Origin of the sequence: Frigoribacterium sp. PvP032 (genome assembly GCF_017833035.1) — a bacterium.
Taxonomy (GTDB): domain Bacteria; phylum Actinomycetota; class Actinomycetes; order Actinomycetales; family Microbacteriaceae; genus Frigoribacterium.
This window is the reverse complement of sequence record NZ_JAFIBM010000001.1, coordinates 908,131-931,430: the sequence shown is the minus strand read 5'-3', so window position 1 is coordinate 931,430 and position 23,300 is coordinate 908,131. Positions and strand designations below refer to the sequence as shown.

The window sequence follows — 23,300 nt, the reverse complement described above, 5'->3', positions numbered from 1 at the left end:
CTGGTATGCCGTCCTGTTCTTCAAAGTTGCAGCTGCCGTCGGCACCATCATCGACATTGTCTGTAACCTCTGGGGACCGGCACGCGTGCACGGCAGCGCGACTCCTCCCCGCCGCAAGCCCCGCCGCGCCCCCGACACGGACACACCAAACCCGACGAGAAGCACCGGGAACAACGACGCTCGCTGACAAGTGAGCTCTTGAGACGCCAACCTTGGGGACGACAAACACATGACGCCGGCAGGCCGGGCTAGACCACACGCTGCAAGCGGGCCCGAACGAGGCGCTGCAGCAACGCCGGATACAGCTGGAAGATGGTCGTCGACAGTAACAACCAGCCGGCTCCGGTCGGGGTACCGGCTACGAGCGCGGCCCCCGCGAGGGCGAACCCGACTGCCGCACACAGCAGATGCGCGACCTCGGAACGTCGGGTGTGCTGCTCGAGGTGCCGCATGCCCTCTCGAGTGACCTGATAGTCACGCTCCTGGGCGATGACCCGGTTCCAGCCGACGACGCCGAGCAACCGTCCGAAAAAACCGACGCCCGCCCTGCGGTAGAGGCTCGTTTCCCGCTCTGAGACCCGGAACCAGTCAGCGTCGAGCACCGGGAAGCGATCAGTGACCACGAACGCCGCCCAAGCCATGAGAAGGAACTGGACCACGATCGCGAACACGGGCTGATCAGGACCGATGGAGTGCCACCCTGCGACGACGAATCCGCCTGCGAGGAGAGTCGAGACCGAGAAACGCAGCATCACGTGTTTTTCGTCGTCCGAGCACTGCCGCCGAGCATCCGCCCCGCGCCCCGCGAACGGCCCGAGGTCGACCGATCGCCGGTCACGCTTGTTCCCCTCGCTGAATCGCTCGGTAGACCGTCGAGCGGGCGACGCCGAAGAGCTCTGCGATCTCGCTGGTGGTGTGGGCGCCGGTGCGGTGCAGCTGCACCAGGTGCTTCTCCTGCGACGGGGTGAGCTTCGGTTTGCGGCCGCGGAGCTTGCCTGCAGCTTTGGCGATCGCCATGCCCTCCCGGGTGCGCGCTCGGATGAGGTCGGCTTCGAATTCGGCGACCATGCCGAGGACGTTGAACAGGAGCCGGCCGACGGGGTCGGTGGGGTCGTAGACCGCTCCCCCGAGATTCAGGGCGACGCCCTTCCTCGTCAGCTCGTCCGCGATGTCGGTAGCGTCGCGCAGCGACCGCGCGAGGCGGTCGAGCTTCGTGACAACCAGGACATCGCCGGCGCGGCACGCTGCCAGAGCTTCGCGGAGACCGGGCCGTGCTCGAGTCGTCCCCGACAAGCCGTGGTCGACATGCACGTGTTGATCGTCAACACCGAGCGCTGCAAGACCATCACGCTGTGCTGCTAGATCTTGTCCCGAGGTCGAGACGCGCGCGTATCCGATGAGCATCCGACGACTGTAGCGTTTAGACCCCCATCACCGGGCATTTTTGCGGGACAGGCATACGCGAATCCGCAGGCCAGGCGCCACTTGGCCTCAGCCGGCCCAGGACAGCGCGAGAAGGTGTCCCGATGAACGACCGACACCCGGGCGCTCCGCAGAGGCTCAGGCCCCGGCGGGCCAGCGCACCGGGACGGGGAGGCGGCGCTGCGCATGTTCCGCACCCGCGCCTCCTCGGCCGTCGACCAGGTCGAGCAGCAGGCCCGTCGCGACGCGGCCCAGCTCGTCGCCGTCGACGTCGATCGCCGGGACCCCGACGAGGCCGAGCGAGTCGACGACCATCCGCTCCGAGCTCACGACGACCCGGGAGGAGGCGGGCCGGTCGCCCAGCGCGAACATCAGCCCCAGCCCGATCGCGGTCGCGTACGGCACGACGGCCGTGGCCCGCGCCTCGAGCACCGCGGGCAGCACCGAGACCCCCGCTGCGAAGGTGGAGGGGAACGGCCCGAGCCGCACGAGCGACGCTCGCCCGTGGGCGGCACGGGTGACGGCCTCGGTGCGCTGGGCGTCCTGCCACGAGCCCTCCGGTCCGCCGACGTAGACGACGCGCTCGTGGCCGTCGTCGACCAGGCGCGAGACCAGGGAGCCGAACGCCGCGGCGGTGTCGGCCACGACCGACGACAGCCCGGCGACCTCACGGTCGACGAGCACGGTCGGCTTCGAGGAGGCGGCGGCCGTGACGACCTCGTCGGGCCCGCGGGGCGCCACCACGATGAACCCGTCGACCTGGGCCGAGAGCCGCTCGAACGCGACGAGCTCGTCGGGGTGCGCCAGCGGGTGCACGGCGACGGTCAGCTGCACGTCGTGCTCGCCGGCCAGCGCCTGCGCGCCCGCGATCACGGGCGTGAAGTACGAGTTCTCGAGCGTCGGGACGACCAGGGCGACGAGCCCGCTCCGGCCCCGGGCGAGCTGCCGCGCGGCGCGGTTCGCGACGAAGCCGAGCTGCTCGGCGGCGGCGAGCACGCGGGCCGAGGTCTCGGGCAGCACCAGCTCCGGGCGGCTGAGGGCGCGGGAGGCGGTCGCCTTGGAGACCCCCGCGAGCGCGGCGACGTCGGCCAGAGTCGACATGCGCGGTGTCGACATGCGCGTCCCCTCCGTCGTCGTGCCTGCAACGAGCCTAGGGGCACGGTCCGGCCACGTTTCACATGATCGTTACACGCGGTGGTCGTGCTGCCCCCAGGGGGACCCTATGGTTGATGAGACCGGTTGCACAACCGGTTGCACCGCCTCCTCGACTCCCCTGGCGCCGCCCCCTCGGCGACGAGGGCGTCGACGAGGCGGCCCCGTACGAACGTCGTACCCCGACCGCCACGAAAGGCTCGTCGTGACCACTCGCAAGACCGCCCTGCTGCTGTTGCTGCCCGGGCTCGCCTTCCTGCTCGTCGGGTTCCTCGTCCCGTCGCTGGCGATGCTCGTCGCCCCTCCCGGCGTGGGCACGGGCGAGGTGCTGGGCCGTGTCGGCCAGATGCTCACCGACCCGTACGACCTGAGGATCATCGGCCGCACCGTCGGCCTCGGGCTGATCGTCACCGTCGTCTGCGTCGTGCTCGGGTTCCCGATCGCGTACCTGCTGGCCCGCTCGACGTCGCGCTGGTCGAGCGTGCTGCTCGCCCTCGCGATCTTCCCGCTGCTGCTCAGCAACGTCGTCCGCACCTTCGGCTGGCTCGTCGTGCTCGGCTCCCAGGGCGCCATCGGACAGCTGCTCGTCGGGCTCGGGCTCGTCGACCGCGCCCCTCAGCTGCTCTACACCGAGCTCGCGATCGTCCTCGGCCTCACGCAGCTGTTCCTGCCGCTCGCGATCATCTCGTGCTACTCGGCCGTCGCCCAGGTCGACGCCGGCCTCGACGACGCCGCCCGCGGCCTCGGCGCCAGCCGGTCGCGCACCTTCTGGGGCATCGTCGTCCCGCTCTCGAGCCCCGGCATCGTGGTCGCCGCGACTCTGGTCTTCGCCGGCTCGGTCACGGCGTACACGACCCCCTACCTGCTCGGCGGGTCGAGCCAGCGCATGCTCAGCACCCAGCTCTTCTCCTACTCGAGCGTCACGATCGACTGGGCCGGCGCCTCCGCCACGGCCCTGATCATGACCGTGCTCGTCTTCGTCGTCTCGGGCCTCTCGTCGCTCGTCGCCCGCAAGGGAGCCACCCAGTGACCCGCACCAGCACGCCCCGCAGCAGCACGACCGCCGGCAGCAGCACGACCGCCGGCAGCAGCAAGCCGGCCCGCAGCAGCAAGACCCCCGGCACCGGGCGCCCCGTCGCCGGCACTCTCGCCGTCGCGGGCTACGTCGTGATGATCGTGCCGATCCTGTTCGTCGTCGCGACGGCGTTCACGGGCGGCCGCACCCTGACCTTCCCGCCGCAGGGCTTCTCGCTGCAGTGGTTCGAGAAGGCCGTCACCTACGCGCCCTTCACCGGCGCCCTCGTCTCGAGCCTGCAGCTCGCCGTGCTCGCCACCGTCATAGCGCTGGCGGTCGGCGTGCCGGTGACCCTCGCGATCCACCGCGGGCGCCTGCCCGGCAAGGGCCTGATCGAGGGCATGTTCCTGTCGCCCCTCATCGTGCCCGAGCTCGTCGTCGGCCTCGCGCTCTACCAGCAGCTGATGATCGGCTTCGGGCTCGCGAACTTCCCGACGCTGCTGATCGGCCACACCGCGCTGATGATGCCGTACGCGGTCAGGGTGACGGGCGCCTCCCTCGCCCTCGCCGACCCGTCGCTCGAGGAGGCGGCCCGCGGGCTCGGCGCCGGCCCCGTCCGCGCCTTCTTCACCGTGACGCTGCCGCTGCTGCGGCCCGGGATCTTCTCGGCCGCGCTGCTCAGCTTCGTCACCTCGTTCAACAACGTCCCCCTGTCGCTGCTGCTGCAGAGCCGCGACTTCCGCACCCTGCCGGTCACGATGCTCGACTACGTGCAGCAGAGCTACGACCCCATGGTCGCCGCGATGGCCACGCTGATCCTCGCGGCCACCGTCGTCGTCGCCGTGGTCGCCGAGCGCACCGTCGGCTTCGCCAAGATCTTCGGAGGCATCAACAAGTGAGCACCCCAGACCCCACCGGCACCGAGCACGCCAGCGCTGCCGAACGCCCCGCCGCCGAACTGCGTGGCGTGAGCCAGGTCTTCGGCGACTTCACGGCCGTCGACGGCATCGACCTGTCGATCCGCCGCGGAGCCCTGACGACCCTGCTCGGCCCCTCTGGCTGCGGCAAGACGACGACGCTGCGCATGCTCGCCGGCTACTCGGCACCGACGAGCGGCACGATCCTCATCGACGGCGACGACATGACGCGCACGCCGCCCGAGAAGCGCGGGCTCGGCATGGTGTTCCAGTCGTACGCGCTGTTCCCGCACCTCTCGGTCGCCGAGAACGTGGGCTACGGCCTGAAGCTGCGCCGGGTGCCGGCCGACGAGCGCGCCCGTCGCGTCGCCGAGACCCTCGACCTCGTCGGGCTCGGGCACCTCGCGGCGAGCAAGCCGAAGAAGCTCTCCGGCGGTCAGCAGCAGCGCGTCGCCCTCGCCAGGGCGATCGCGATCCGACCCAAGCTGCTGCTGCTCGACGAGCCGCTCTCGAACCTCGACGCCCGCCTCCGGGTCCAGATGCGCGCCGAGATCCGCCGCATCCAGGGCGAGACCGGGCTCACCGTCGTGCTCGTCACCCACGACCAGGACGAAGCGCTCGAGATGAGCGACGACATGGTCCTCATGCGCGCCGGACGCATCATGCAGCAGGGCGCCCCGCAGAGAGTGTTCCCCGCCCCCGCGAACCGCTTCGTCGCCGACTTCCTCGGCTACGAGAACTTCATCTCCGCCGCCGACGGCACCTCGCTGACGGTGCGGCCCGAGCACCTGGTGGTCGAGCCGACCGCAGGAGGCGCGGGCCGGGCAGCAGGACCGGCCGCGGCCGGCCTGCACCTCCCCGGCACCGTCACCGACGTCGCGTACCGCGGCGTCGACCTGCTCGTCACGGTCGCCGCCGTCGACGCCTCGGGCGCCCGCGTGCGGATCGTCTCCGACGTGCGCGCCACGGGCACGTCGTCGCTCGCGCCCGGCGACGACGTCGTCGTGACCGCGCCGCAGTCGCGGCTCGTCGCGCTGGCCGGCTGAGCCGGCCCGCGCCTCCTTCCCGTCTGCCTGCCCGCACCTCCTTGACCCCTCTGCCCTTCGCCGAAAGGACCCACCCATGACCCGCTCCGCCCGCACCTCCCGTACGCGACCGCTGGCCCTCGCCGCCGGCTTCGCCGTCTCCGCCGTCGTGCTCGCCGGCTGCTCGTCCGGCGACGCGTCGTCGTCCGACGCCGAGAGCATCGTCGTCAGCACGTTCCCGTTCGGCGTCGAGGAGTTCCAGGAGGCGGTGGTCGACCCGTTCACCGAGGCCACCGGCATCGAGGTCGAGATCGAGACCGGCTCGAACGCCGACCGGCTGTCGAAGCTGCAGCTCGCCGACGGCGACCCCGGCATCGACGTCATGCTGATCAGCGACTACTACGCGGCCCTCGGCCAGGAGGACGACCTGTTCCAGCAGGTCGACGCGGCCGACGTGCCGAACCTGGAGACCATCGCCGACTTCGCGACCGAGGACGCCTACGTCGGCCCCGCCTACAGCTACCAGCTCAACGGCACGCTCTACTCGACCGACGAGCTCGACGCCGACGAGGCCGCCGACTGGTCGCTCTACGGCGACTCCGACCTCGAGGGCCGCGTGGCACTGCCCGACATCTCGGTGACCGCCGGCCAGCTGATGGTCTCGGGCGTCGCCGCCGAGTTCGGCGACGGCCCCTACGACATCGACGCCGCGCTCGAGCAGCTCGGCGAGTGGTCGCCGAACGTGCTGCAGTTCTACAGCTCGTCGACCGAGGTCACCAACCTGCTCACGCAGGGCGAGATCGTCGCCGCCGACGCTCTGAGCGGCTTCGCCACCGACCTCGTCGCCTCGGGCGAGCCCGTGGCCTGGACCCCGCCCGCGACCGGCAAGTACATGGCGACCAACCGCGCGATGATCCCGACGGGAGCCGAGAACGTCGACGGCGCCTCGCAGTTCATCGACTACCTGCTGTCGGCCGAGGCCCAGTCGTCGTCTGCCGAGATCGTCGGCGACCTGCCCGTGAACCCCGACGCGACGATCCCCTCGACCATCCTGGACGTCGTCGGCGACATCGCCGCCGACCCGATCGCGGCCGGCTACGCCACGCTCGACCCGACCGAGCTCGTCCCGACGCGCGCCGAGTGGGTCGACCGCTTCGCCCGTGAGGTGACGTCGCGCTGATGGGCTCCGACGCGCTGCCCCTGACAGCCGAGCCGCTGCCCGGCTGGTACCTCGACCGGATGCCCAAGACCGACCTGCACTGCCACCTGATCGGCACCGTGCGGGCGTCGACCTTCGCCGAGCTGGCCCGGCGCGAGGGCCTCGCCCTGCCCGCCGAGCCCGAGCGGATCTTCGCCGACATCAACTCGCTGCCGCCCGACCCCGCGCTCTACCGCGACACGCGGATCCCCGTGCCGCAGGGGCGCAGCGAGGGCGAGCCCGAGGTGTCGTACTCGTTGTTCCAGGCCTCGAACTGGGTCGTCGAGGTGCTCCGCGACGCGGACGACCTCACCCGCATCACCTACGAGGCCTTCGAGGAGGCGCACCGCAGCAGCGGGACCCGTCACCTCGAGCTGTTCTTCGACGCGGTGCCGCCGCACCTCGAGTCGCTCGGCTACGCCGGGTCCGTCGAGGCGTACGCCGAGGGCATCCGCATGGCGGAGCGCGACTTCGGCATGACCGGTCGGATGATCCAGGGCATCGACCGCAGCAAGTCGGGCGAGCACGCGCTCGCCCTCGTGCAGCAGGTCGTCGACCACCCGCACGAGTACGTCGCCGGCATCGGGCTCGACAACCTCGAGACGTCCGGGCCCCCCGAGCGCTTCGTGGACGCCTACCGGCTCGCCGGCGAGGCCGGCCTCGGCCGCACCGCCCACTCGTCAGAGCACGCGCCGACCGCCGTCAACACGATCACCTGCCTCGACCAGCTCGGCTGCGACCGCATCGACCACGGGTACTACGTGCTCGAGGACGACGACGTCGTGGCGCGGATGCGCGACGAGCAGGTCGCCTTCACCGTCGTGTCGACCACGTCGCGCCGCTCGTGGCGGCCGTGGCGCCGGGCGTCGATCGCCGCGATGCTCGACGCGGGGCTGAACGTCGTCCCGGCGTCGGACGACCCTGGCATGTTCCCCACGTCGCTCGCCCAGGAGTACCGCATCGTGTCCGAGCAGATCGGCGCGACCGCCGACCAGGTGCGCGGCATGGCCCTCGCCGGGGTCGACGCGTCGTGGCTGCCGGCCGCCGAGAAGGCGGCGCTGCGCGAGCGGTTCGTCGCCGAGCTCGCGGCGCTCGACTCGCAGCTGGGGTCGGAGCTCGGGCCCGTCGCTGGCTGAGCGTCCGGCTCGGCCGCCTCGGTAGCGTCGGGGGATGTTCCTGCTCTTCGGCACCTCCGTCCGCCAGGCCCTGCTGACCGTCGTCGTCTTCGCCTGCCGGTTCTGCGGACAGACGGTCCAGCAGCAGGTCGCGCGGCGCTCGACGCGCTTCACCCTGTTCTTCGTGCCGCTCTTCACCGTGTCGAAGCGGTACCACGTGCAGTGCACCAACTGCGGCGGGGTCACGGACCTCACCCGGGAGCAGGCCGAGCACTCGCAGGAGTGGGCGGCGAGGCAGGGCTGACGCGCGCCTCCTCGGGGCTCGCGCCGCGCCTCCTCGGGGGCTCGCGCCGCGCCTCCTCGGGGGCTCGCGCCGCGCCTCCCGCGGGTGGTCCGCAGCGGCGGCGTGGCACCCGTGTTGGGGGCGCGGAGGGGGTGGTCGGGGCGCGCTCGCTGCTCCAAGCTGGGGGACACGGACGACAGACGGGGACTCACCCACCCGCTGCGGACGCCAGCCACCGAGGAGACCGCGTGAGCACGATCACCGCGCACCACGAACCCAGCGCCTTCGAGACCAGCGTCGCGGACCGGAAGCGCATCGTCGCCGCCACCGTCGAGACGCTCGACCTGCTCGGCTGGGACGCGACCGACGTCTCCGCCGTCGCCCGCCGCGCCGGCATGTCGCCCGCCTGCGTCGAGCGGCACTTCCCGGCGTGGGAGGGGCTCGTGCTCGCCGCCGTCGACCGCTGGAACCTCGACCGGTTCGAGCAGGTCGCCCGCGAGACGGCCGGGGGGGCGACGCTCGGCTTCGTCCGCGGACTCGTCGCGCACAGCAACGTGCACCGCGGGCTGTCGCGCACCCTCATGACGCTCTCGATCGGCTCGGCCGACGCGGGCGACCTCTCCGGGCGGTTCGTCCGCGACAGCTACCGCGACTTCCACGCGATGGTGTTCCAGGGGCTGGCCTTCGACCTCAGCCAGGGCGAGGTGCCCGCGGGCACGGACGTCGCCGCGCTCTCCACGAGCGTCGTCGCGCTGTACATGGGGCTGCAGCTGCAGATGCTGCTCCAGCCGGAGGTCGACGTCGTCGTCGCGTTCGACCTCGGACTCGAGGGCCTCACCCGCGGCTGGTGACCGCCGCCCGCCCCGTCGCCGCCGTTCTCTCCTCATTCAGGAACATGAGTCCTGAGTCGTGCGGGCGCAGGAGCCTGGGTCCTGAGTCGTGCACGGATCAGGAGTCCGCGACCGCCGCCTCCTGAATTCCGGCACGGACGAGCGCCGACAGCCCAGGACGTGTCAGGCTCGGAGCATGCGCATCGACGAATGGTGGTCCGAGCTCGTCCCCTCGACCCGACAGTGGCTGATCGACAACGCGGGCGACGTCGTCCCCGCCTGGGTGCTCGAGCAGATCACCGCGGTCACGGGCGAGCCGACGGCCGACGACGACTGGGCCGCCGACGTGGACGCCGACGAGTTCTACCTCTCGGACGACGCGACCGACTGGATCGAGGCCGCGGGCAACGACGAGCTCGACGACCGGGACGAGAGCGAGATCGTCACGGACGACGAGGAGGCGGCGGGCACGCCCGCGAGCTGACTCACGGCGACCGCTGACTCCCGGTCAGAGGACGGGCAGCTGCGCTTCGTCGTCCGCCGAGTCGAGCAGCATCCGCGGAGCGGCGGCGACGCCGAGCGCCTCGCCGAGGTGGTCAGCCGTGCGACGGGCGAACGAGCGTCGGGCCGAGGCGGCGAGGGCACGTCGCTCGATAGCCGCCTCCCACACGCTGGGGTCGGTCACGTCGTCGACGAACAGCGGTCGGCGTCGTTCGTGCTCAGTCATCGTGGCCTCCTCGGGGTCGCGTCGGGTCTGCACGATGTTCGCAGCCCGAGGCCCCGGAGAGGGAATCGAGGACGCCCCCAGTTCTGGTCATTCGTTCGACGGCCAGGCAGCCCGAGGAGGCGCGGCGCCAGACGGGCGGGCAGAAGTGGTCGGTCAGGGGGCCGTGCGCGCCGCCTCCTGCGCGATGACCTCGTCGAGATCGGCGAGGCGACGCAGCCCCTGGAGGGGACGCATCATGCGCGGGTTGCCCTGCAGGGCAGGCTCGACCCGGTCGAGGAAAGCCCAGTAGCCCGCCGTGAACGGGCAGGCCTTCGGCCCGACCCGGACGGTCGGCGAGAACGGGCACGACCCGCAGTGGTCGCTCATCGAGTGGATGTAGCGGCCCCCGGCGGCGTAGGGCTTGGTAGCCACGACTCCCCCGTCGGCGTGCTGCGACATCCCGACGATGTTCGCCGGCATCACCCACTCGGTGCCGTCGACGAAGACGTCGGTGAACCAGTCCGTGAGCTCGGCAGGCCGGTAGCCGCGCTGCAGCGCCCAGTTGCCGAGGATCATCAGCCGCTGGATGTGGTGCGTCCAGCCGTGCTGGTGCACCGTCTCGAGCGTGCTGCGGAGGCACTCGGCCTGCACCTCGGTCGCGTCGACCTCGGACCACCAGCGCGGCAGCGGCTCGGTCGCGTCGAGGGCGTTGTTGTCGGTCGTGTACGACTCGCCCAGGTGCCAGTACAGGTGCCACACGTAGTCGCGCCAGCCGGCGATCTGGCGGACGAAGCCCTCGACGCTCGCCAGGGGCGCGCCTCCTGAGGCGTGGGCCTCGAGCACGCGCTCGACCACCCGGCGAGGGTCGAGCACGCCGAGGTTCATCGGGACGCTGAGCAGCGAGTGCGACATCGTCCAGTCGTTCGAGAGCATCGCGTCCTCGAAGGGGCCGAAGTCGTCGAGGCGGGTCTCGACGAAGTCGTCGAGGGCGGCCTCGGCCTCGACCGGGGTGACCGCGAACCGTCGCCGGTCGTCGGCGCCGACGAAGACGACGCTCCCGTCGGCGGCCCACGCGTCGAGGTCTGCACGGACCGCGTCGTCGATCGCGTCCTCGTCGGGCCAGACCGGGTCGGGCAGGCCGAGCGTCGTCGCGCCCTTCGGCGGCGGGTTGCGGTTCTGCTCGTCGAGGCTGAACTTGCCGCCTGCGGGCCCGTCGCCCTCGATCAGCCAGTCTTCTCGACGACGCACGGTCTCGTAGTGGTTCTCCATCAGGAGGCGCCCCTTGCGCGAGGCCGCCCACGTCGCGAACTCCTCCTCGCTCGTCACGAACCCTCGGCTCGGCAGGATGCGCACGTCGCGGCCCTCGCGGCGGACGGCCGCCCGGAGCTGGCGGTCGGGCGGGTCGACGACCTCGAACGGGCCGAGGCCTGCCTCGTCGTCGAGCACCTCGTCCAGGGTCTCGACCTGCACGTGGGTGGCCCGGTCGCCGAGCGCGGCGACCCGGTGCCGCAGCGCCGAGAGCCAGAGGTGCGCCTTGGCGCGGTGCATCGGCCGACGGGTGAAGGCGTCGCGCGCCTCGACGATGACGACGGGGCCGCCGTCGTCGAACTCGTCGCCGTACTGCCCCGGCAGGATCAGCCGCGCACGGGCGGGGCCGGCGTCGGGGCCGTCTGCGGGGCCGTCTGCGGGGCCGACGCCGCCGCGCGCAGCGTCGGCAGGGGCGTCGGCGGAGGCGGAGGCGGTCGGCGTCTCGGACATGCTCGGAACCTACGCCCCGCCGCCGACAACGCCGGCGGCACGGACGCTGCCGAGCGGCACGAGAGGCCGCAGATCGACCCGGCCGACGCCTCCCTGGTCGATTCGAGGCCTCTCGTCGGGTGAGACGGCACGAAGTGTCGTCCGGGCACGCCAGGAGAGCACGTCGTGCCGGTTCACCCACCCACGCAGGAGGCGGAGGGAGGGAAAGCGGGCCAGCGCTAGCGGGCGGCGCGGCCGCGCCAGAGCAGCCAGACGAAGTACGGCGTCCCGATCAGCGCGGTGAGCAGCCCCGCGCCGAGCTGTGCCGGGGCGATGACAGTGCGGCCGAGCACGTCCGCGAGGCCGACGAGCGCCGCGCCGAGCACGACGGCGACGGGCAGCACGCGGGCGTGCCGTGCTCCGACCAGCGAACGGGCGGCGTGCGGTGCGACGAGCCCGACGAACCCGACCACGCCGACGGCGGCGACCGCGGCGGCGGTGAGCAGCACGGCGAGCGACAGGAAGAGGAGGCGCGAGCGCGACAGCGAGACGCCGAGCAGCCGAGGGGTGTCGTCGTCCAGGGCGACGAGGTCGAGGCGCCGGTGGCTCGGCCCCGCGACGACGAGCCCGGCGACGAGCACGAGAGCGACCGGGACCGAGTCGGCGAACGACCGGCCGTAGGTCGACCCCGACAGCCAGGTCAGGGCCTTCGCGCCGTTGAACGGGTCGGTGAGGACGATCAGCAGGCTGATGGCCGCGGCGGTCGCGGCGGCCACGCCGACGCCGATCAGCACGAGCCTGTTCTGCGGGAACCCCCCGCGTGCGGCCAGGCCGAAGACGACCACCGCCGCGACGACGGCCCCGGCGAACGCGGCTCCGGCGACGCCCCAGCCCGAGATCGCGGGCACGCTCGTCACCGCGACGACGGCGCCGAGCCCGGCTCCCCCGGAGACGCCGAGGATGCTCGGCTCCGCCAGCGGGTTGCGCGTCACCGACTGCACCAGCGCCCCGGCGAGGGCGAGCGCCGCCCCGGCCAGCAGCGCGGCGACGACCCGCGGCATCCGGGTGTCGAGCACGTAGCTGACGACGGGCCCTGCGCGCCTGGTCGCCCAGTTCGCGACGTCGCCGAGCAGCAGCACGGCGTCGCCGAGCAGCACGCCGGCGACGGCCACGCCGACGAGCACGACGCCGAGCAGCACGAGCACGAGCCCGAAGCGGCGGCGCGACACGACCCGGTGCCGCTCGGTCGGCGTCGACCCGCCGTGGTCCGCGGCCCGGAAGGCCAGCACGACCAGCACGAGCGCTCCGACGATCGACGTGACGATGCCGGTCGGCACCTGGACCGACGCCTCCGCCCCCACCACGGCCCGCAGCAGCACGTCCGACGCGAGCACCACGGCGGCGCCAGCCAGCCCGGCGAGCGACACGAAGACCCAGGTGCGGCGGACGCTCGGCACCAGCCGTCGGAGCGGCCGCACGAACGCGGGCGCGCAGAGCCCGACGAAGCCGATCGGCCCGGCCACGGTCACCGCGCCTGCCGAGAGCAGCACCGACGCGACGACGGCGACCACGCGGGTGGTCCGCACGTCGACCCCGACGCTGCGGGCCGCGTCGTCGCCGAGGCCCAGCGCGTCGAGCCGTCGCGTCATGAGCAGCACGACGGTGAGGCCGACGAGCACGACGGGGGCCATCTGGGCGACCGACGAGAAGCCGTTCTGCCCGACGCTGCCCTGCCCCCACTGGTAGAGCCCCGCGGTCTCGCGGGGGAACAGCAGCAGCAGGGCGCTGGTCACGCTGGCCAGCCCGAGCGCCAGGGCGCTGCCCGCCAGCACGAGCCGCACCGATCCCGAGCCGAGGCCCGACAGGGCGAGCACGACGCCGGCGGCGAGCAGCCCTCCGACGAAGGCGACCCCCGAGGAGGCGACCAGCGGCAGCGAGAGACCGGTCACCGACGCGAGCGCGAGGGCCGCGTACGCGCCGGCGTTCACCGCGAGGGTGTCGGGCGACGCAAGGACGTTGCGGCTCACCGTCTGCAACGCCGCCCCGGCGGCGCCGAGGGCCACGCCGACGAGGATCGCCGCCGCCATCCGGGGCAGGCGCGACGCCACGACGACGGACGCGTCGCCCGCCGTGGCGGAGCCGGTCAGGGCCCGCCACACCTCGCGCGGCCCGACGGCCGCGGTGCCCTGCGTGACGTCGACGAGGGCGAGGAGCACGACGACCGCCGCCAGCGCGACGACGACCGCCACGGCTCCGAGACCGGCACGGGGCGGGGCCGCGACCCGCGCCTCCTGCCGGTCTGCGGTGACGGGTGACGCGTCGGTGACGGTCACCGGCTCCGTGACGGTCACCGGGTCAGGCCGTGAGCGTCTCGACGAGCGCGTCCACGTAGGCCGTCATCGAGGCAGGCCCGCCGAAGACCCAGACCCCGTCGGGCAGGCGGTGGACGTCGCCCGACTGCACGAACGGCAGCGACTGCCACACGGCGTTCGACGACAGCGTGTCGGCGAACGGGTCGCCGTCGACGGCGTTCGAGAAGTACAGGAACTGCGTGTCGGCGGGCAGCTGCGTCAGGCCCTCGACGTCGGTCGAGGCGAGGCCGTAGGCCGGGTCGCCCTCGAGCGTCCAGGCGTTCACCATGCCGAGCGACGTCGTGACCTCGCTGATCAGCGAGCCCGTCACGTAGGGGCGGATGCTCACCTGGCCGGCGTCGACGTAGCCGTCGGCGAACGCGAACTGCGTGCCCGCGAGACCCGCGTCGGCGAGCGCCTGCTTGCCGTCCGCGAGGGCCTGCTCGTAGTCGGCGAGCACCTGGTCGGCGGCGTCCTCGGTGCCGGTGGCCTGGGCGATCAGCTCGAAGTTCGCCTGCATCTGCCCGAGCTGGTCGGACGCGTCGGCCGAGACGACCTGCAGCACCGGCGCGATGTCGCGCAGCTGCTCGACTGCGTCCGCCGGCAGGTCGGTGGTCGCGACGATCAGGTCGGGAGCCAAGGAGGCGACGGTCTCCACGCTGGGCTCGCCACGGGTCCCGATGTCGGTCGGGTCACCCGTCAGCGGCACGGCCGACGACCACGCGTCGTAGCCCTCGACGTCGGCGACGCCCACCGGCTCCACGCCGAGCGAGACGAGGTCGCCGACGACGTTCCACTCGGTGCCGACGACCTTCGTCGCCGGGCCGTCGAGGGTGATCTCGGTGCCGGTGCCGTCGGTGAGCGTGATCTGCCCGCCAGAGCCCGAGCCCGAGCCGGCGGTCGAGCCGCCGGCCGCCTCCTCGGTGGTGCCGCAGCCCGCGAGCGCGAGTGCGGCCGAGGCGGCGAGGGCGGTGACGGCGAGGACGCGTCGTCTGCTGGTCATGGGTGGAGCCTCTCGGTTCTGGTGTGGTGACGGGCGACCGCACGGGTGCGGAGCCGGCCGGTGGAGGGATCGGTGTCGACCTCGATGTCGATGCCCCAGACCTCGGAGAGGAGGTCGGGGGTCAGCACCTCGGCGGGCGTGCCCGTCGCGCGGACCCGGCCCTCGTGCAGCAGCACGACCGTGTCGGCGAGCGCCGCGGCCTGGTCGAGGTCGTGCAGCACGACTCCGACGGCGATCTGCGACTCGTCGGCGAGATCGCGCACGAGGTCGAGCAGCTCGACCTGGTAGCGGAGGTCGAGGTAGGTGGTGGGCTCGTCGAGCAGCAGCACCCCCGTCTGCTGCGCGAGGCAGCTGGCGAGCCAGACGCGCTGCAGCTGCCCGCCCGAGAGCTGGTCGACGCCACGCTCGGCGAGGCCGTCCACGCCGGTGAGCTGCAGGGCCCGGTCGACCGCCTCCGCTCCTCCTGGGTCGGCCCTGCCCCAGCGGCCCCGGTGCGGGTAGCGACCGAACTGGACGACGTCGCGCACGCTGAGGCCGCTCGGCACCGGGCGGCCCTGCGTGAGGAGGGCGACGTGGCGGGCGAAGTCGCGCACCGAGAGGGCGAGGCCGTCGGTCGACACGTCCGCGTCGGGCTGCTGGCCCCGTTGCTGCTGCTCGAGCGACAGCGTCCCCGTGCGACCCCGCTGCAGCCGGGCGGCGGTCCGCAGCAGGGTCGACTTGCCGCTGCCGTTGGGGCCGACGAGGGCCGTGACCCGGCCGGGCCGCAGCTCGAGCCGCGCGTCGTGCACCACGTCGGAGGCGCCGTACGAGACCGAGACCCCGTCGGCCACGAGCGCGGTCGGCTCAGCCTGTGCACCCGGCAGCGCCGAGGCGGCCCGTGCGTCGGCAGGCAGGGCCGAGGAGGCGGGCGGCACGAGGGCCACATCGGTCGAGGTCACGAGAATTGAGGTTAGCCTACCCTTAGCAGCAGACCGCAACCCGATGGCTCGACACCGAGACACGTCCCCCGCAGCCGCAGGGACGGGGGACGTTCCTGCAACGATCTGGTCACGGCGACCGCTCCGGCTCGTTCGGGGGCCCGTGCCGACGGGTCGGTGCACCCTACGGTCAGCGAGACGGCGCCCGCCCGAGGCGTCCTGCTCCCTGGGGAAGACCACATGACCACGTCCCACCGCCTCCGCACGTCCGCGGGCGCCGCAGCCCTCACCGCCGCGCTCGTCCTCGTGCCCGCAGCCGCCTTCGCCGACGACGCCCCCGCCGCCCCCGCCGCCTCCGCGCCGACCGTGGCAGCCGACACCACGGCCCCGGTCGTCGGCGCCGACCCGACGCCCGCCGCCGACCCGTCCGGCACGGACGCGGCTGCGACGCCGGCCGATCCCGCCACCCCGGCTCCTGCATCGCCCCTGAGCCCGACCTCCGGCACCGCGACGGGCAACACGGCGGTCGGCCAGCGTCCCGCCCCGACGGCCGCCGCCGCCCCGATCGCCGCCGCCCAGCCCGGCTCCGCCGCCGCCGCCCCCGACGCCTCCGCCCCGACGACCCAGGGAGCCGGCACCGTCGTGGTCGTCGCCCCCGAGGTCGAGCCGAGCGTCGAGGTCTACCCCGGCGCCGCCCACCCCGGCTCGGCGTTCTCCGTCTTCACGCAGGGCTTCACGGCCGGAGACGCCGTCTCGGCGCGCGTCGACGGCGACGCGGTCTCGACCGACGACGTCTTCACCGTCTACCCGAGCCAGCTGCCGTTCGTCTTCGACACCAGCGGCACGGCGTACTTCGACGTCGAGGTCCCGGCCGACCTCCCCCTCGGCACCCTGACGGTGACGGTGACCGACGCGCACGGCAACGCCAGCAGCACGGAGGTGGCCGTCACGGACCCGATCCCGGCCCCGGTCGTCGTCGCTCCCGTCGGCGCCACCGCCGGCATCGTGACCGTCACGGGCTCCGGCGGGGTGCCCGGGCAGGCAGCCGTCGTGGTCGTCGGCGCACCGGACGACGTCGAGGTCGGCTTCGGCTTCGCGTTCGGCACCGGCCAGTCGTCGTCCGACGCGCCTGCCGACGCACCTGCCGAGGAGGCGGCAGCCGACCTGACCTCGCTCGTCACGACGGCCGAGCAGGCCGAGGCCGCCCCCGACGAGGACTTCTTCGACCGGGAGCCGGTCGAGTACACGGCCGCGGAGGGGCCTGCCTCGGCGCTCGTGCCGATCGCCGCCGACGGCACCTTCTCGGCCCGGTTCGTGCTGCCCGCCGGCGACTTCGGCACCACGGCCGTCGTGATCGACACCGAGACGTCCGACACCTCCGTGCCCGCCGACGTCGCGCCCTTCACCGTCTCGGCCGCCGCGGCCGCAGCGCCGGTCGTGACGCCCGCCGGGCCGACCGGGGTCCCGGTCAACACCGTGGTCGCGACCCGGGGCGGTTCCCTCGCCTACACGGGCACGGACTCCGCGCTGCCCGCCGGGATCGCCGCCCTCGCGCTGCTGCTCGGCGGGGTGCTCGCGACGACCGCGCGCCTCCGACGCCGGGTCTGACCCTCGGCACGAGCCTCACCGACGCGAGAGCGACGAACCTCCCCGGGACATCACGGAGGTTCGTCGCTCTCGCGTCGCTTCTGCGGCAGGTCGGCGCCGCGAGCGCGGACGGGCCCTGGTCAGCCCTCGGCCGAGACAGCGCGCAGCGACTCCACCATGCTGCGCAGCAGGCGGCGGGCCTCCGGCCGGTCGGCCTCGCTCATCCCCGAGAGCATGCGCAGCTCGACGCCGCGCACCGCCGTGGTCGCCGCCGCCAGTCGACGCCGTCCGGCCGGGGTCAGGCGGGTCGGCAGCGCCTTGCCGACGGGCGCCTCGGCCGGCCGGGTCACCGATCCGTCGCGCTCGAGCGCCTGCAGCAGCACGTTCATCGACTGCCGGGTGACGAAGGCCCCACGCGCCAGCTCGGAGTTCGACAGGCCCGGTCGCTGCGCCAGCAGCTCGAGGCACGAGTAGTGCGTGATGGTCATGCCGAGCGGCCGGAGCACCTCCTCCATCGCCGTCCGCAGCGCACTCGCCGCCTCCTTGAGCAGGTAGCCGAGCGACGTCTCGAGGTCGATGCCTTGACTCATGTCAGCATTCTGACATAGGTTGATCTGTGTCAGCAGACTGACACGCATTCGACCCCGCGATCCACATCCACCAGGAGCACCCATGCCCGTCACCGGCCCCGACTTCATCTCACTCCAGGTCCGCGACCTCGACGCCTCCCAGGCGTTCTACGAGACGCACCTCGGCCTCGTCCGCTCCCCCGCGGGCCCGCCGCACGCCGTCGTCTTCACGACCACCCCGATCGCGTTCGCGCTCCGCGGCCTCCTGCCCGGCACCGACCTCGACGCCGTCGCCCAGCCCGGCGTCGGCGTCGCGCTCTGGCTGCACGCCACCGACGTGCAGGCGATCCACGCCGGCCTCGTCGAGGCCGGCGTCACCGTCGTCGCCGAGCCGATCGACGGCCCGTTCGGCCGCACCTTCACCTTCGCCGACCCCGACGGGTACCACGTGACCCTGCACGACCGGGCCTGACGCACCTCCTCGATCGCGCCTCCTGCGATGTGCAGACCGTGCACCTCGCGCACGTTCGAGGTGATCTCCCGGCCTGCGCCGACAGACTCTGGCGCATGGACACGGACACCCTGCTCAACATCGGCCTCGTCGTGCTCTTCGTGCTGATCGGCGGGGTGTTCGCAGGCACCGAGATGGCGATCGTGACCCTGCGCGACAGCCAGGTGCGCGCGATCGAGGCCAGCGGCGAGCGCGGGCGCAAGATCGGGCAGCTCGTCCGCAACCCGAACACGTTCCTCTCAGCCGTGCAGATCGGCGTCACCCTGGCGGGCTTCTTCTCGTCGGCCTACGGCGCCTCGACGATCGCGCCCGACCTCGTGCCCGGGCTGATGGCGCTCGGCCTCGCCGAGAGCACGGCGTCGACCGTCGCCCTGATCGGCATGACGCTCGTGGTGGCCTACCTCTCGCTCGTGTTCGGCGAGCTCGTGCCCAAGCGGCTCGCGATGCAGAAGTCGGTCGCGTTCACGAAGACGCTCGCGCCGCCGCTGAACGCCCTCGCCCGGCTGATGCGGCCGGTCATCTGGCTGCTGTCGGTGTCGACGAACGCCGTGGGGCGCCTCCTCGGCCTCGATCCCGACCAGAAGGAGGACGAGGTCTCGGCCGACGAGGTGCGCGACATCATCTCGAACACGAGCGAGATCGACCGGGACAGCCGCAGCATCCTCGCCGACGTGCTCGACGCCGACGACCGCCGGGTCGCCGAGGTGATGCAGCCGCGACCGGACGTGTCGTTCCTCAGCGGCGACTCGTCCGTCAGCGACGGCTACCGCACAGTGCTGGCCCTGCCGCACTCGCGCTACCCCGTGGTCGGCGTCAGCCGGGACGACGTGCTCGGCTTCGTGCACGTGCGCGACCTCATGGCCTCGGTGCCCGCGGCGGGCGGCGACCAGGCCTCGACCGTCGCCGACATCACGCGGCCGATCCTGGCCCTGCCGGGCACCACCAAGGTGCTGGCGGCGCTCAGCACCATGCGCGACGACGGCCACCAGATCGCCGTCGTCATCGACGAGTACGGCGGGACCGACGGCATCGTCACCCTGGAGGACCTGCTCGAGGAGCTCGTCGGCGAGATCTACGACGAGTACGACACCGGCGACCGCGGCGAGGGCACGCTGGAGGCGGGAGAGACCCGCGAGGTCGAGGGCGGCCTGATCGTCGAGGAGCTCGAGGAGGAGACCGGCGTCTCGCTGCCCGACGGCCCGTACGAGACGGTCGGCGGCTATGTCTTCGACGCGCTCGGCAGGCTCGCGGTCGTCGGCGACACCCTCGCCGTCGACGGCGCCACGCTGGAGGTGGTCCGCATGGAGGGCTACCGGATCGCGACGGTGCGCGTCACGCCCCTGGAGCACCACGCCGAGCCGCCAGCGGAGGCGTCCGCGACGGCGGGGCCCGCCGCTCCGACAGCCCTGTAGACCCCCGGCACCTGCTCGTCACGGTCTCTCGTCGTCGAGCCATGTCCGTTCTGCGAACTCTCTCTGCCATCTAGTTAGAGCGACTAGCGAGTCTGTGTAACCATTCGTGTGTACCGATTCACGGCGGTACGAGGCAGAGCAACAGGCCTCACGAACACATGCACCTCGAGGTCAGCGCAGGGCTGACAGGAACGGGCAGGACATGACCACCACGCAGCACACCACCTTCTCCGAGATCCGCGACGCCGACCGCCAGCTGACGCTGTTCGTCGTCGCCACCTCGGCACTCGCCGCCTGCGGCACCCTCATCGCCGGCATGCTGTTCGCGATGGGCGCCGGCGCATGAGCGCCTCGACCTCCGCGACGGCACCGCTGTCGGACGCCGGCCACCACCTCCTCGCCGAGACCCAGCCGCTCGACCTGGCCGAGCTCTTCGAGTCGGAGTCGCTCCGATGAGCACCGATCTGCGTCGCCTCACGCACGAGGGCCTCGTCGCCGCGATCAGCGGCCGCGTCGGCGGTGCCGTGCGGCCCACGGCTGCCGAGCTCGACAGCTTCTACGTCCGCGAGCGCTCCGTGCCCGCGGCCCGCATCGAGACGTACCCGCGTCGCCGCCGCGTGCGCGACGTCGTGTCGTCGATGGCCGAGTCGATCGAGAGCACCACGAGGTCCGTCGACGCGGCCCGGCCGGTCGAGGTCACCTACGGCAGCTTCTTCGTCGAGCCCGAGTCCGTGTCGGCCCGCGGCGACCGCGAGATGGCGGTGGCGTCGTGAGCTTCGCCGACCGCCTCCTCGACGCTGCGCCGGTCGACCACGTCGCCTACTTCGACACCTCGATCGACGACGACGACCTCGACTGAGCGTCGCTGCTCCTCCTGATCCGCCGCCCTGCCCGACACGCCCCGACACCACCGCACCAGCACTCGCCTCACCCGACGACCTGACCACTCAGAGGACACCCGACCGCATGCCCCAGAAGATCCAGGCAGCCAAGCTGCACGCCGCGCTCGAGGCGTGGCGCATCACCGAGCAGCGACTCGATCGACGCAGCTCGGCGGGAACGCTGCCGAGGACCGAGCGTGACGCGCTCGCACTCGTGCTGGCCGCCGAGCAGACCGACGAGCCGATGACGCCGAGCACGCTCGCTGCGACCCTCGGCTTCTCGACTCCTGCGGTCTCGAACCTGCTGCACCGCCTCCAGGACGCGGGGCTGATCACCTGTACCCCCGACCCTGCCGACGGCCGACGCAAGATCGTCACGACCACCGAGTCAGGGCGCGACGCCTGCGACACGGTCACGAGCGCTCCGCACGTGCGGAAGTTCCTGATGGGCGTGCCCGCAGAACAGGCGGAGGCGGTCAGCGCGTTCCTGGACGAGCTCAGCTCGGTGATCGCCGCGCAGCAGACCGCCGCGCCCGTCTCGGCGCGCTAGCCGCGTCAGGCCGGCCGGGCGCGCATGTCGTCGCGGGCGCGCAAGTCGTTGCGGGCGCGCAGGTCGTCGCGGGCGCGCAGGTCGTCGCGGGCGGCCGGAGAACCGACCCCGCAGCCGCCCGGTAACCTCGGGGACATGGACGACCGGGACGACGACGCGACCGTGGACGACCGGGACGCACCGCGCCTCCTCGCCGGCCGCTACCTCCTCGGCGACGTCCTCGGGCGCGGCGGCATGTCGACGGTGCACCGCGCCGACGACCAGCTGCTCGGCCGGACGATCGCCGTCAAGCTGCTGAGCGCCCAGGGCTCCGACCCCGGCGACGCCCAGCGGGCCCAGAACGAGGTCGCCGTGCTGGCCTCGCTCAGCCACCACGCCCTGGTGACCCTGTACGACGCCGACGTCGCGCCGAGCCGCGGGCCCGGCTGGCTGGCGATGGAGCTCGTCGACGGGCCGTCGCTCTCGTCGCGCCTGGCCGAGGGGCCGCTCGACACCACCGAGGCAGCCCAGCTGCTCGCCGACCTCGCGGGGGCCCTGCACGTCGTGCAGGCGGCCGGGATCGTGCACCGCGACGTCAAGCCGAGCAACGTGCTGCTCGCCCCCTCGCCGGTGCCGGGGCGCCGCTGGACGCCCAAGCTCGCCGACTTCGGCATCGCCTCGCTCGTCGACTCGACCCGCGTCACCGCGACGGGCGCCGTCCTCGGCACGGCCGCCTACCTGAGCCCCGAGCAGGCGCTCGGCACGCGGGTGGGGCCTGCCTCCGACGTCTACTCGCTCGGGCTCGTCGTGCTCGAGGCGCTGACCGGCGAGCGCGCCTTCCCCGGATCCATGATGGAGTCGCTGACCGGGCGCCTGCACCGCGACCCCGTCGTGCCCGACGCGCTCGGCCCGGAGTGGGCGTCGCTGCTGCGCGCCATGACCGCGCGCGAGGCCGACGCCCGGCCGACCGCCCTCGAGGTGCACACCCGGGCGGAGGCGCTGGTCGCGGGAGGCGGACGCGCCGACGATGCGCGCACGGGCGCGGCCACGGCGCTGATGCCGAGCGCCGACGGCGCCGGCGCCGGCGATGCAGCGACGCGACGCCTGCCGGCAGGTGCTGCCGCCGGGCTGGGAGCTGCTGCCGGGCTCGGGGCCGCCGGTGCGCTCGCGGGACCCGGGGCCGCCGACGCGGCGACCGAGCGCTTCAGCGCCGTGGGCGACGGGACCGGTGCCGGTGCGGGCTCTGGGGCTGGTGCTGGTGCCGGTTCCCCCGGGGGCCGGGGCGGCGCCTCCTCCGCACCTGCTGAGCGGCGCAGCCGTCGCGGCGTCGTGATCGCCGGGCTGGTCGCGCTCGCCCTGGGCGCCGCGGCCCTGATCGGCTTCGCCGTGACCCAGGGCGGCGACGAGCCGGTCGCACCGGCGACCAGCGACACCCCGGCACCGGCCGAGTCGACCCCGGCCGAGACGGAGCCGGAGCCCGCGGACACGCCCTCGCCCTCCACGGAGGTCGAGGAGCCCGCCCCCGAGCCGTCGACGTCCGAGCCGACCGACGAGCAGACCTCGGAGGCTCCCGCGCCGGAGCCGAGCACACCCGTCGAGGAGGTGCCGGCACCGACCCAGCCGAGCGAGCCTGCCGCACCGGGCAACGGGAACGGGAACGGCGGCAACAGCGGCGGGAACGGCAACGGCAACGGCGCGGGCGCGGGGGTCAGCAACGGCAACGGCAAGGGAGTCGGCGGCACCGGGGTCGACCTGGGCGGCGTCGGAGCACCAGCGGCTCCCTGACCTCCCGATCGCAGGCGCTCCTGTCCGCTGAGCGACGTGCCCCGGACTGGTGGGTGCGCTCCGGCCGAGGGAGGGCCATGCTGGGCGCGCCCGGCTGATCCGGGACCGACCTGAGGGAGGCACCCGTGACGTACCCCGAACCACATCGTGCCTCCTCCGCCCGGTCCGTCGGCGACCGGGAGCGCCGGGTGACCCTCCTCGTGATCGTCGGCTCCGCCCTCGCCGCGACCGCGACGGCCACGGCGGGCGTGTTCACGGCACTGGGCCTCTTCTAGCCGCACTCCGCTGCGACACGTCGTCGGACGGGGCGAGTACGCTCCCCGCCCGCACCGGGAGCCGGGGGACGCCGCGTCAC

25 protein-coding genes are annotated in these 23,300 nt (G+C 73.2%); 16 read left to right on the top strand and 9 right to left on the bottom strand.

Going from position 1 to position 23,300, the window contains the following annotated elements:
- Positions 1 to 248 precede the first annotated feature (248 nt).
- The 3 genes from JOE35_RS04195 to JOE35_RS04185 form a co-directional block, all read right to left on the bottom strand.
- Positions 249 to 752, bottom strand: a complete 504-nt coding sequence (locus JOE35_RS04195) for a hypothetical protein (RefSeq protein WP_245186300.1) — start codon at positions 750 to 752, stop codon at positions 249 to 251.
- Positions 753 to 834: 82 nt separating this feature from the next.
- Positions 835 to 1,404 carry a recombinase family protein gene (locus JOE35_RS04190; protein ID WP_209559997.1) on the bottom strand — a complete coding sequence of 190 codons (570 nt, stop codon included), beginning with the start codon at positions 1,402 to 1,404 and terminating at the stop codon, positions 835 to 837.
- Between the two features lie 156 nt (positions 1,405 to 1,560).
- Positions 1,561 to 2,538 carry a LacI family DNA-binding transcriptional regulator gene (locus tag JOE35_RS04185; protein WP_245186048.1) on the bottom strand — a complete coding sequence of 326 codons (978 nt, stop codon included), beginning with the start codon at positions 2,536 to 2,538 and terminating at the stop codon, positions 1,561 to 1,563.
- A gap of 241 nt (positions 2,539 to 2,779) precedes the next feature.
- On the opposite strand from JOE35_RS04185, the gene JOE35_RS04180 reads away from it, so the two are divergent.
- The 8 genes from JOE35_RS04180 (at position 2,780) to JOE35_RS04145 (ending at position 9,441) form a co-directional block, all read left to right on the top strand.
- Positions 2,780 to 3,604, top strand: coding sequence for an ABC transporter permease (locus JOE35_RS04180; RefSeq protein WP_233569004.1), 825 nt, complete (start codon positions 2,780 to 2,782; stop codon positions 3,602 to 3,604).
- Entirely contained in the window at positions 3,601 to 4,488 is an 888-nt protein-coding gene (locus tag JOE35_RS04175) for an ABC transporter permease (RefSeq protein WP_307802929.1), read from the top strand. Before JOE35_RS04180 ends, JOE35_RS04175 begins: the two co-directional genes overlap by 4 nt.
- On the top strand, positions 4,485 to 5,552 hold the full coding sequence (locus JOE35_RS04170; RefSeq protein WP_209559995.1) for an ABC transporter ATP-binding protein: 1,068 nt from the start codon (positions 4,485 to 4,487) through the stop codon (positions 5,550 to 5,552). Before JOE35_RS04175 ends, JOE35_RS04170 begins: the two co-directional genes overlap by 4 nt.
- 76 nt (positions 5,553 to 5,628) lie before the next feature.
- Positions 5,629 to 6,711 carry an extracellular solute-binding protein gene (locus JOE35_RS04165; RefSeq protein ID WP_209559994.1) on the top strand — a complete coding sequence of 361 codons (1,083 nt, stop codon included), beginning with the start codon at positions 5,629 to 5,631 and terminating at the stop codon, positions 6,709 to 6,711.
- A complete protein-coding gene (locus tag JOE35_RS04160) occupies positions 6,711 to 7,865 on the top strand; it encodes a hypothetical protein (RefSeq protein ID WP_245186047.1) in 1,155 nt (384 codons plus the stop codon). The genes JOE35_RS04165 and JOE35_RS04160 overlap by 1 nt, the downstream gene beginning before the upstream one ends.
- Positions 7,866 to 7,899: 34 nt before the next feature.
- Complete coding sequence (locus JOE35_RS04155; RefSeq protein ID WP_209559993.1) at positions 7,900 to 8,148, top strand: zinc-ribbon domain-containing protein; 249 nt, start codon at positions 7,900 to 7,902, stop codon at positions 8,146 to 8,148.
- A gap of 227 nt (positions 8,149 to 8,375) precedes the next feature.
- A complete protein-coding gene (locus tag JOE35_RS04150) occupies positions 8,376 to 8,978 on the top strand; it encodes a TetR/AcrR family transcriptional regulator (RefSeq protein ID WP_209559992.1) in 603 nt (200 codons plus the stop codon).
- A gap of 175 nt (positions 8,979 to 9,153) precedes the next feature.
- Positions 9,154 to 9,441 (top strand): hypothetical protein, encoded by a 288-nt coding sequence (locus JOE35_RS04145; RefSeq protein ID WP_209559991.1) that lies wholly within the window; start codon positions 9,154 to 9,156, stop codon positions 9,439 to 9,441.
- Positions 9,442 to 9,465: 24 nt separating this feature from the next.
- On the opposite strand, the gene JOE35_RS04140 is transcribed toward JOE35_RS04145, so the two are convergent.
- From JOE35_RS04140 to JOE35_RS04120, 5 genes are all read right to left on the bottom strand, one after another.
- Positions 9,466 to 9,684 carry a hypothetical protein gene (locus JOE35_RS04140; protein ID WP_209559990.1) on the bottom strand — a complete coding sequence of 73 codons (219 nt, stop codon included), beginning with the start codon at positions 9,682 to 9,684 and terminating at the stop codon, positions 9,466 to 9,468.
- A 153-nt stretch (positions 9,685 to 9,837) separates the two neighbouring features.
- On the bottom strand, positions 9,838 to 11,421 hold the full coding sequence (locus tag JOE35_RS04135) for a cryptochrome/photolyase family protein (protein ID WP_209559989.1): 1,584 nt from the start codon (positions 11,419 to 11,421) through the stop codon (positions 9,838 to 9,840).
- A gap of 218 nt (positions 11,422 to 11,639) precedes the next feature.
- On the bottom strand, positions 11,640 to 13,733 hold the full coding sequence (locus JOE35_RS04130; protein WP_209559988.1) for an iron ABC transporter permease: 2,094 nt from the start codon (positions 13,731 to 13,733) through the stop codon (positions 11,640 to 11,642).
- 22 nt (positions 13,734 to 13,755) lie between these two features.
- A complete protein-coding gene (locus JOE35_RS04125; protein WP_209559987.1) occupies positions 13,756 to 14,754 on the bottom strand; it encodes an iron-siderophore ABC transporter substrate-binding protein in 999 nt (332 codons plus the stop codon).
- On the bottom strand, positions 14,751 to 15,647 hold the full coding sequence (locus JOE35_RS04120; protein ID WP_374099719.1) for an ABC transporter ATP-binding protein: 897 nt from the start codon (positions 15,645 to 15,647) through the stop codon (positions 14,751 to 14,753). The genes JOE35_RS04125 and JOE35_RS04120 overlap by 4 nt, the downstream gene beginning before the upstream one ends.
- Before the next feature lie 264 nt (positions 15,648 to 15,911).
- Here JOE35_RS04120 and JOE35_RS04115 point away from each other — a divergent pair, with 264 nt between their 5' ends.
- Positions 15,912 to 17,279 (top strand): hypothetical protein, encoded by a 1,368-nt coding sequence (locus tag JOE35_RS04115; protein WP_209559986.1) that lies wholly within the window; start codon positions 15,912 to 15,914, stop codon positions 17,277 to 17,279.
- A gap of 119 nt (positions 17,280 to 17,398) precedes the next feature.
- Here JOE35_RS04115 and JOE35_RS04110 read toward each other — a convergent pair whose 3' ends face one another.
- The gene (locus JOE35_RS04110; RefSeq protein WP_209559985.1) at positions 17,399 to 17,848 is read right to left on the bottom strand and encodes a MarR family winged helix-turn-helix transcriptional regulator; all 450 of its coding nucleotides are present in this window, start codon (positions 17,846 to 17,848) and stop codon (positions 17,399 to 17,401) included.
- Positions 17,849 to 17,930: 82 nt separating this feature from the next.
- Here JOE35_RS04110 and JOE35_RS04105 point away from each other — a divergent pair, with 82 nt between their 5' ends.
- The 7 genes from JOE35_RS04105 to JOE35_RS04075 all read left to right on the top strand — a co-directional run bounded on the left by JOE35_RS04105 (position 17,931) and on the right by JOE35_RS04075 (position 23,220).
- On the top strand, positions 17,931 to 18,299 hold the full coding sequence (locus JOE35_RS04105) for a VOC family protein (RefSeq protein ID WP_209559984.1): 369 nt from the start codon (positions 17,931 to 17,933) through the stop codon (positions 18,297 to 18,299).
- A gap of 95 nt (positions 18,300 to 18,394) precedes the next feature.
- Positions 18,395 to 19,750, top strand: a complete 1,356-nt coding sequence (locus JOE35_RS04100) for a hemolysin family protein (RefSeq protein WP_209559983.1) — start codon at positions 18,395 to 18,397, stop codon at positions 19,748 to 19,750.
- A gap of 202 nt (positions 19,751 to 19,952) precedes the next feature.
- Positions 19,953 to 20,096, top strand: a complete 144-nt coding sequence (locus JOE35_RS04095) for a hypothetical protein (RefSeq protein ID WP_194612958.1) — start codon at positions 19,953 to 19,955, stop codon at positions 20,094 to 20,096.
- A gap of 106 nt (positions 20,097 to 20,202) precedes the next feature.
- Positions 20,203 to 20,523, top strand: coding sequence for a hypothetical protein (locus tag JOE35_RS04090; RefSeq protein ID WP_209559982.1), 321 nt, complete (start codon positions 20,203 to 20,205; stop codon positions 20,521 to 20,523).
- A 193-nt stretch (positions 20,524 to 20,716) separates the two neighbouring features.
- A complete protein-coding gene (locus JOE35_RS04085; protein ID WP_209559981.1) occupies positions 20,717 to 21,181 on the top strand; it encodes a MarR family winged helix-turn-helix transcriptional regulator in 465 nt (154 codons plus the stop codon).
- A 135-nt stretch (positions 21,182 to 21,316) separates the two neighbouring features.
- Positions 21,317 to 22,945 (top strand): serine/threonine protein kinase, encoded by a 1,629-nt coding sequence (locus JOE35_RS04080; protein ID WP_209559980.1) that lies wholly within the window; start codon positions 21,317 to 21,319, stop codon positions 22,943 to 22,945.
- Positions 22,946 to 23,070: 125 nt separating this feature from the next.
- A complete protein-coding gene (locus JOE35_RS04075; RefSeq protein ID WP_209559979.1) occupies positions 23,071 to 23,220 on the top strand; it encodes a hypothetical protein in 150 nt (49 codons plus the stop codon).
- Positions 23,221 to 23,300: the final 80 nt, after the last annotated feature.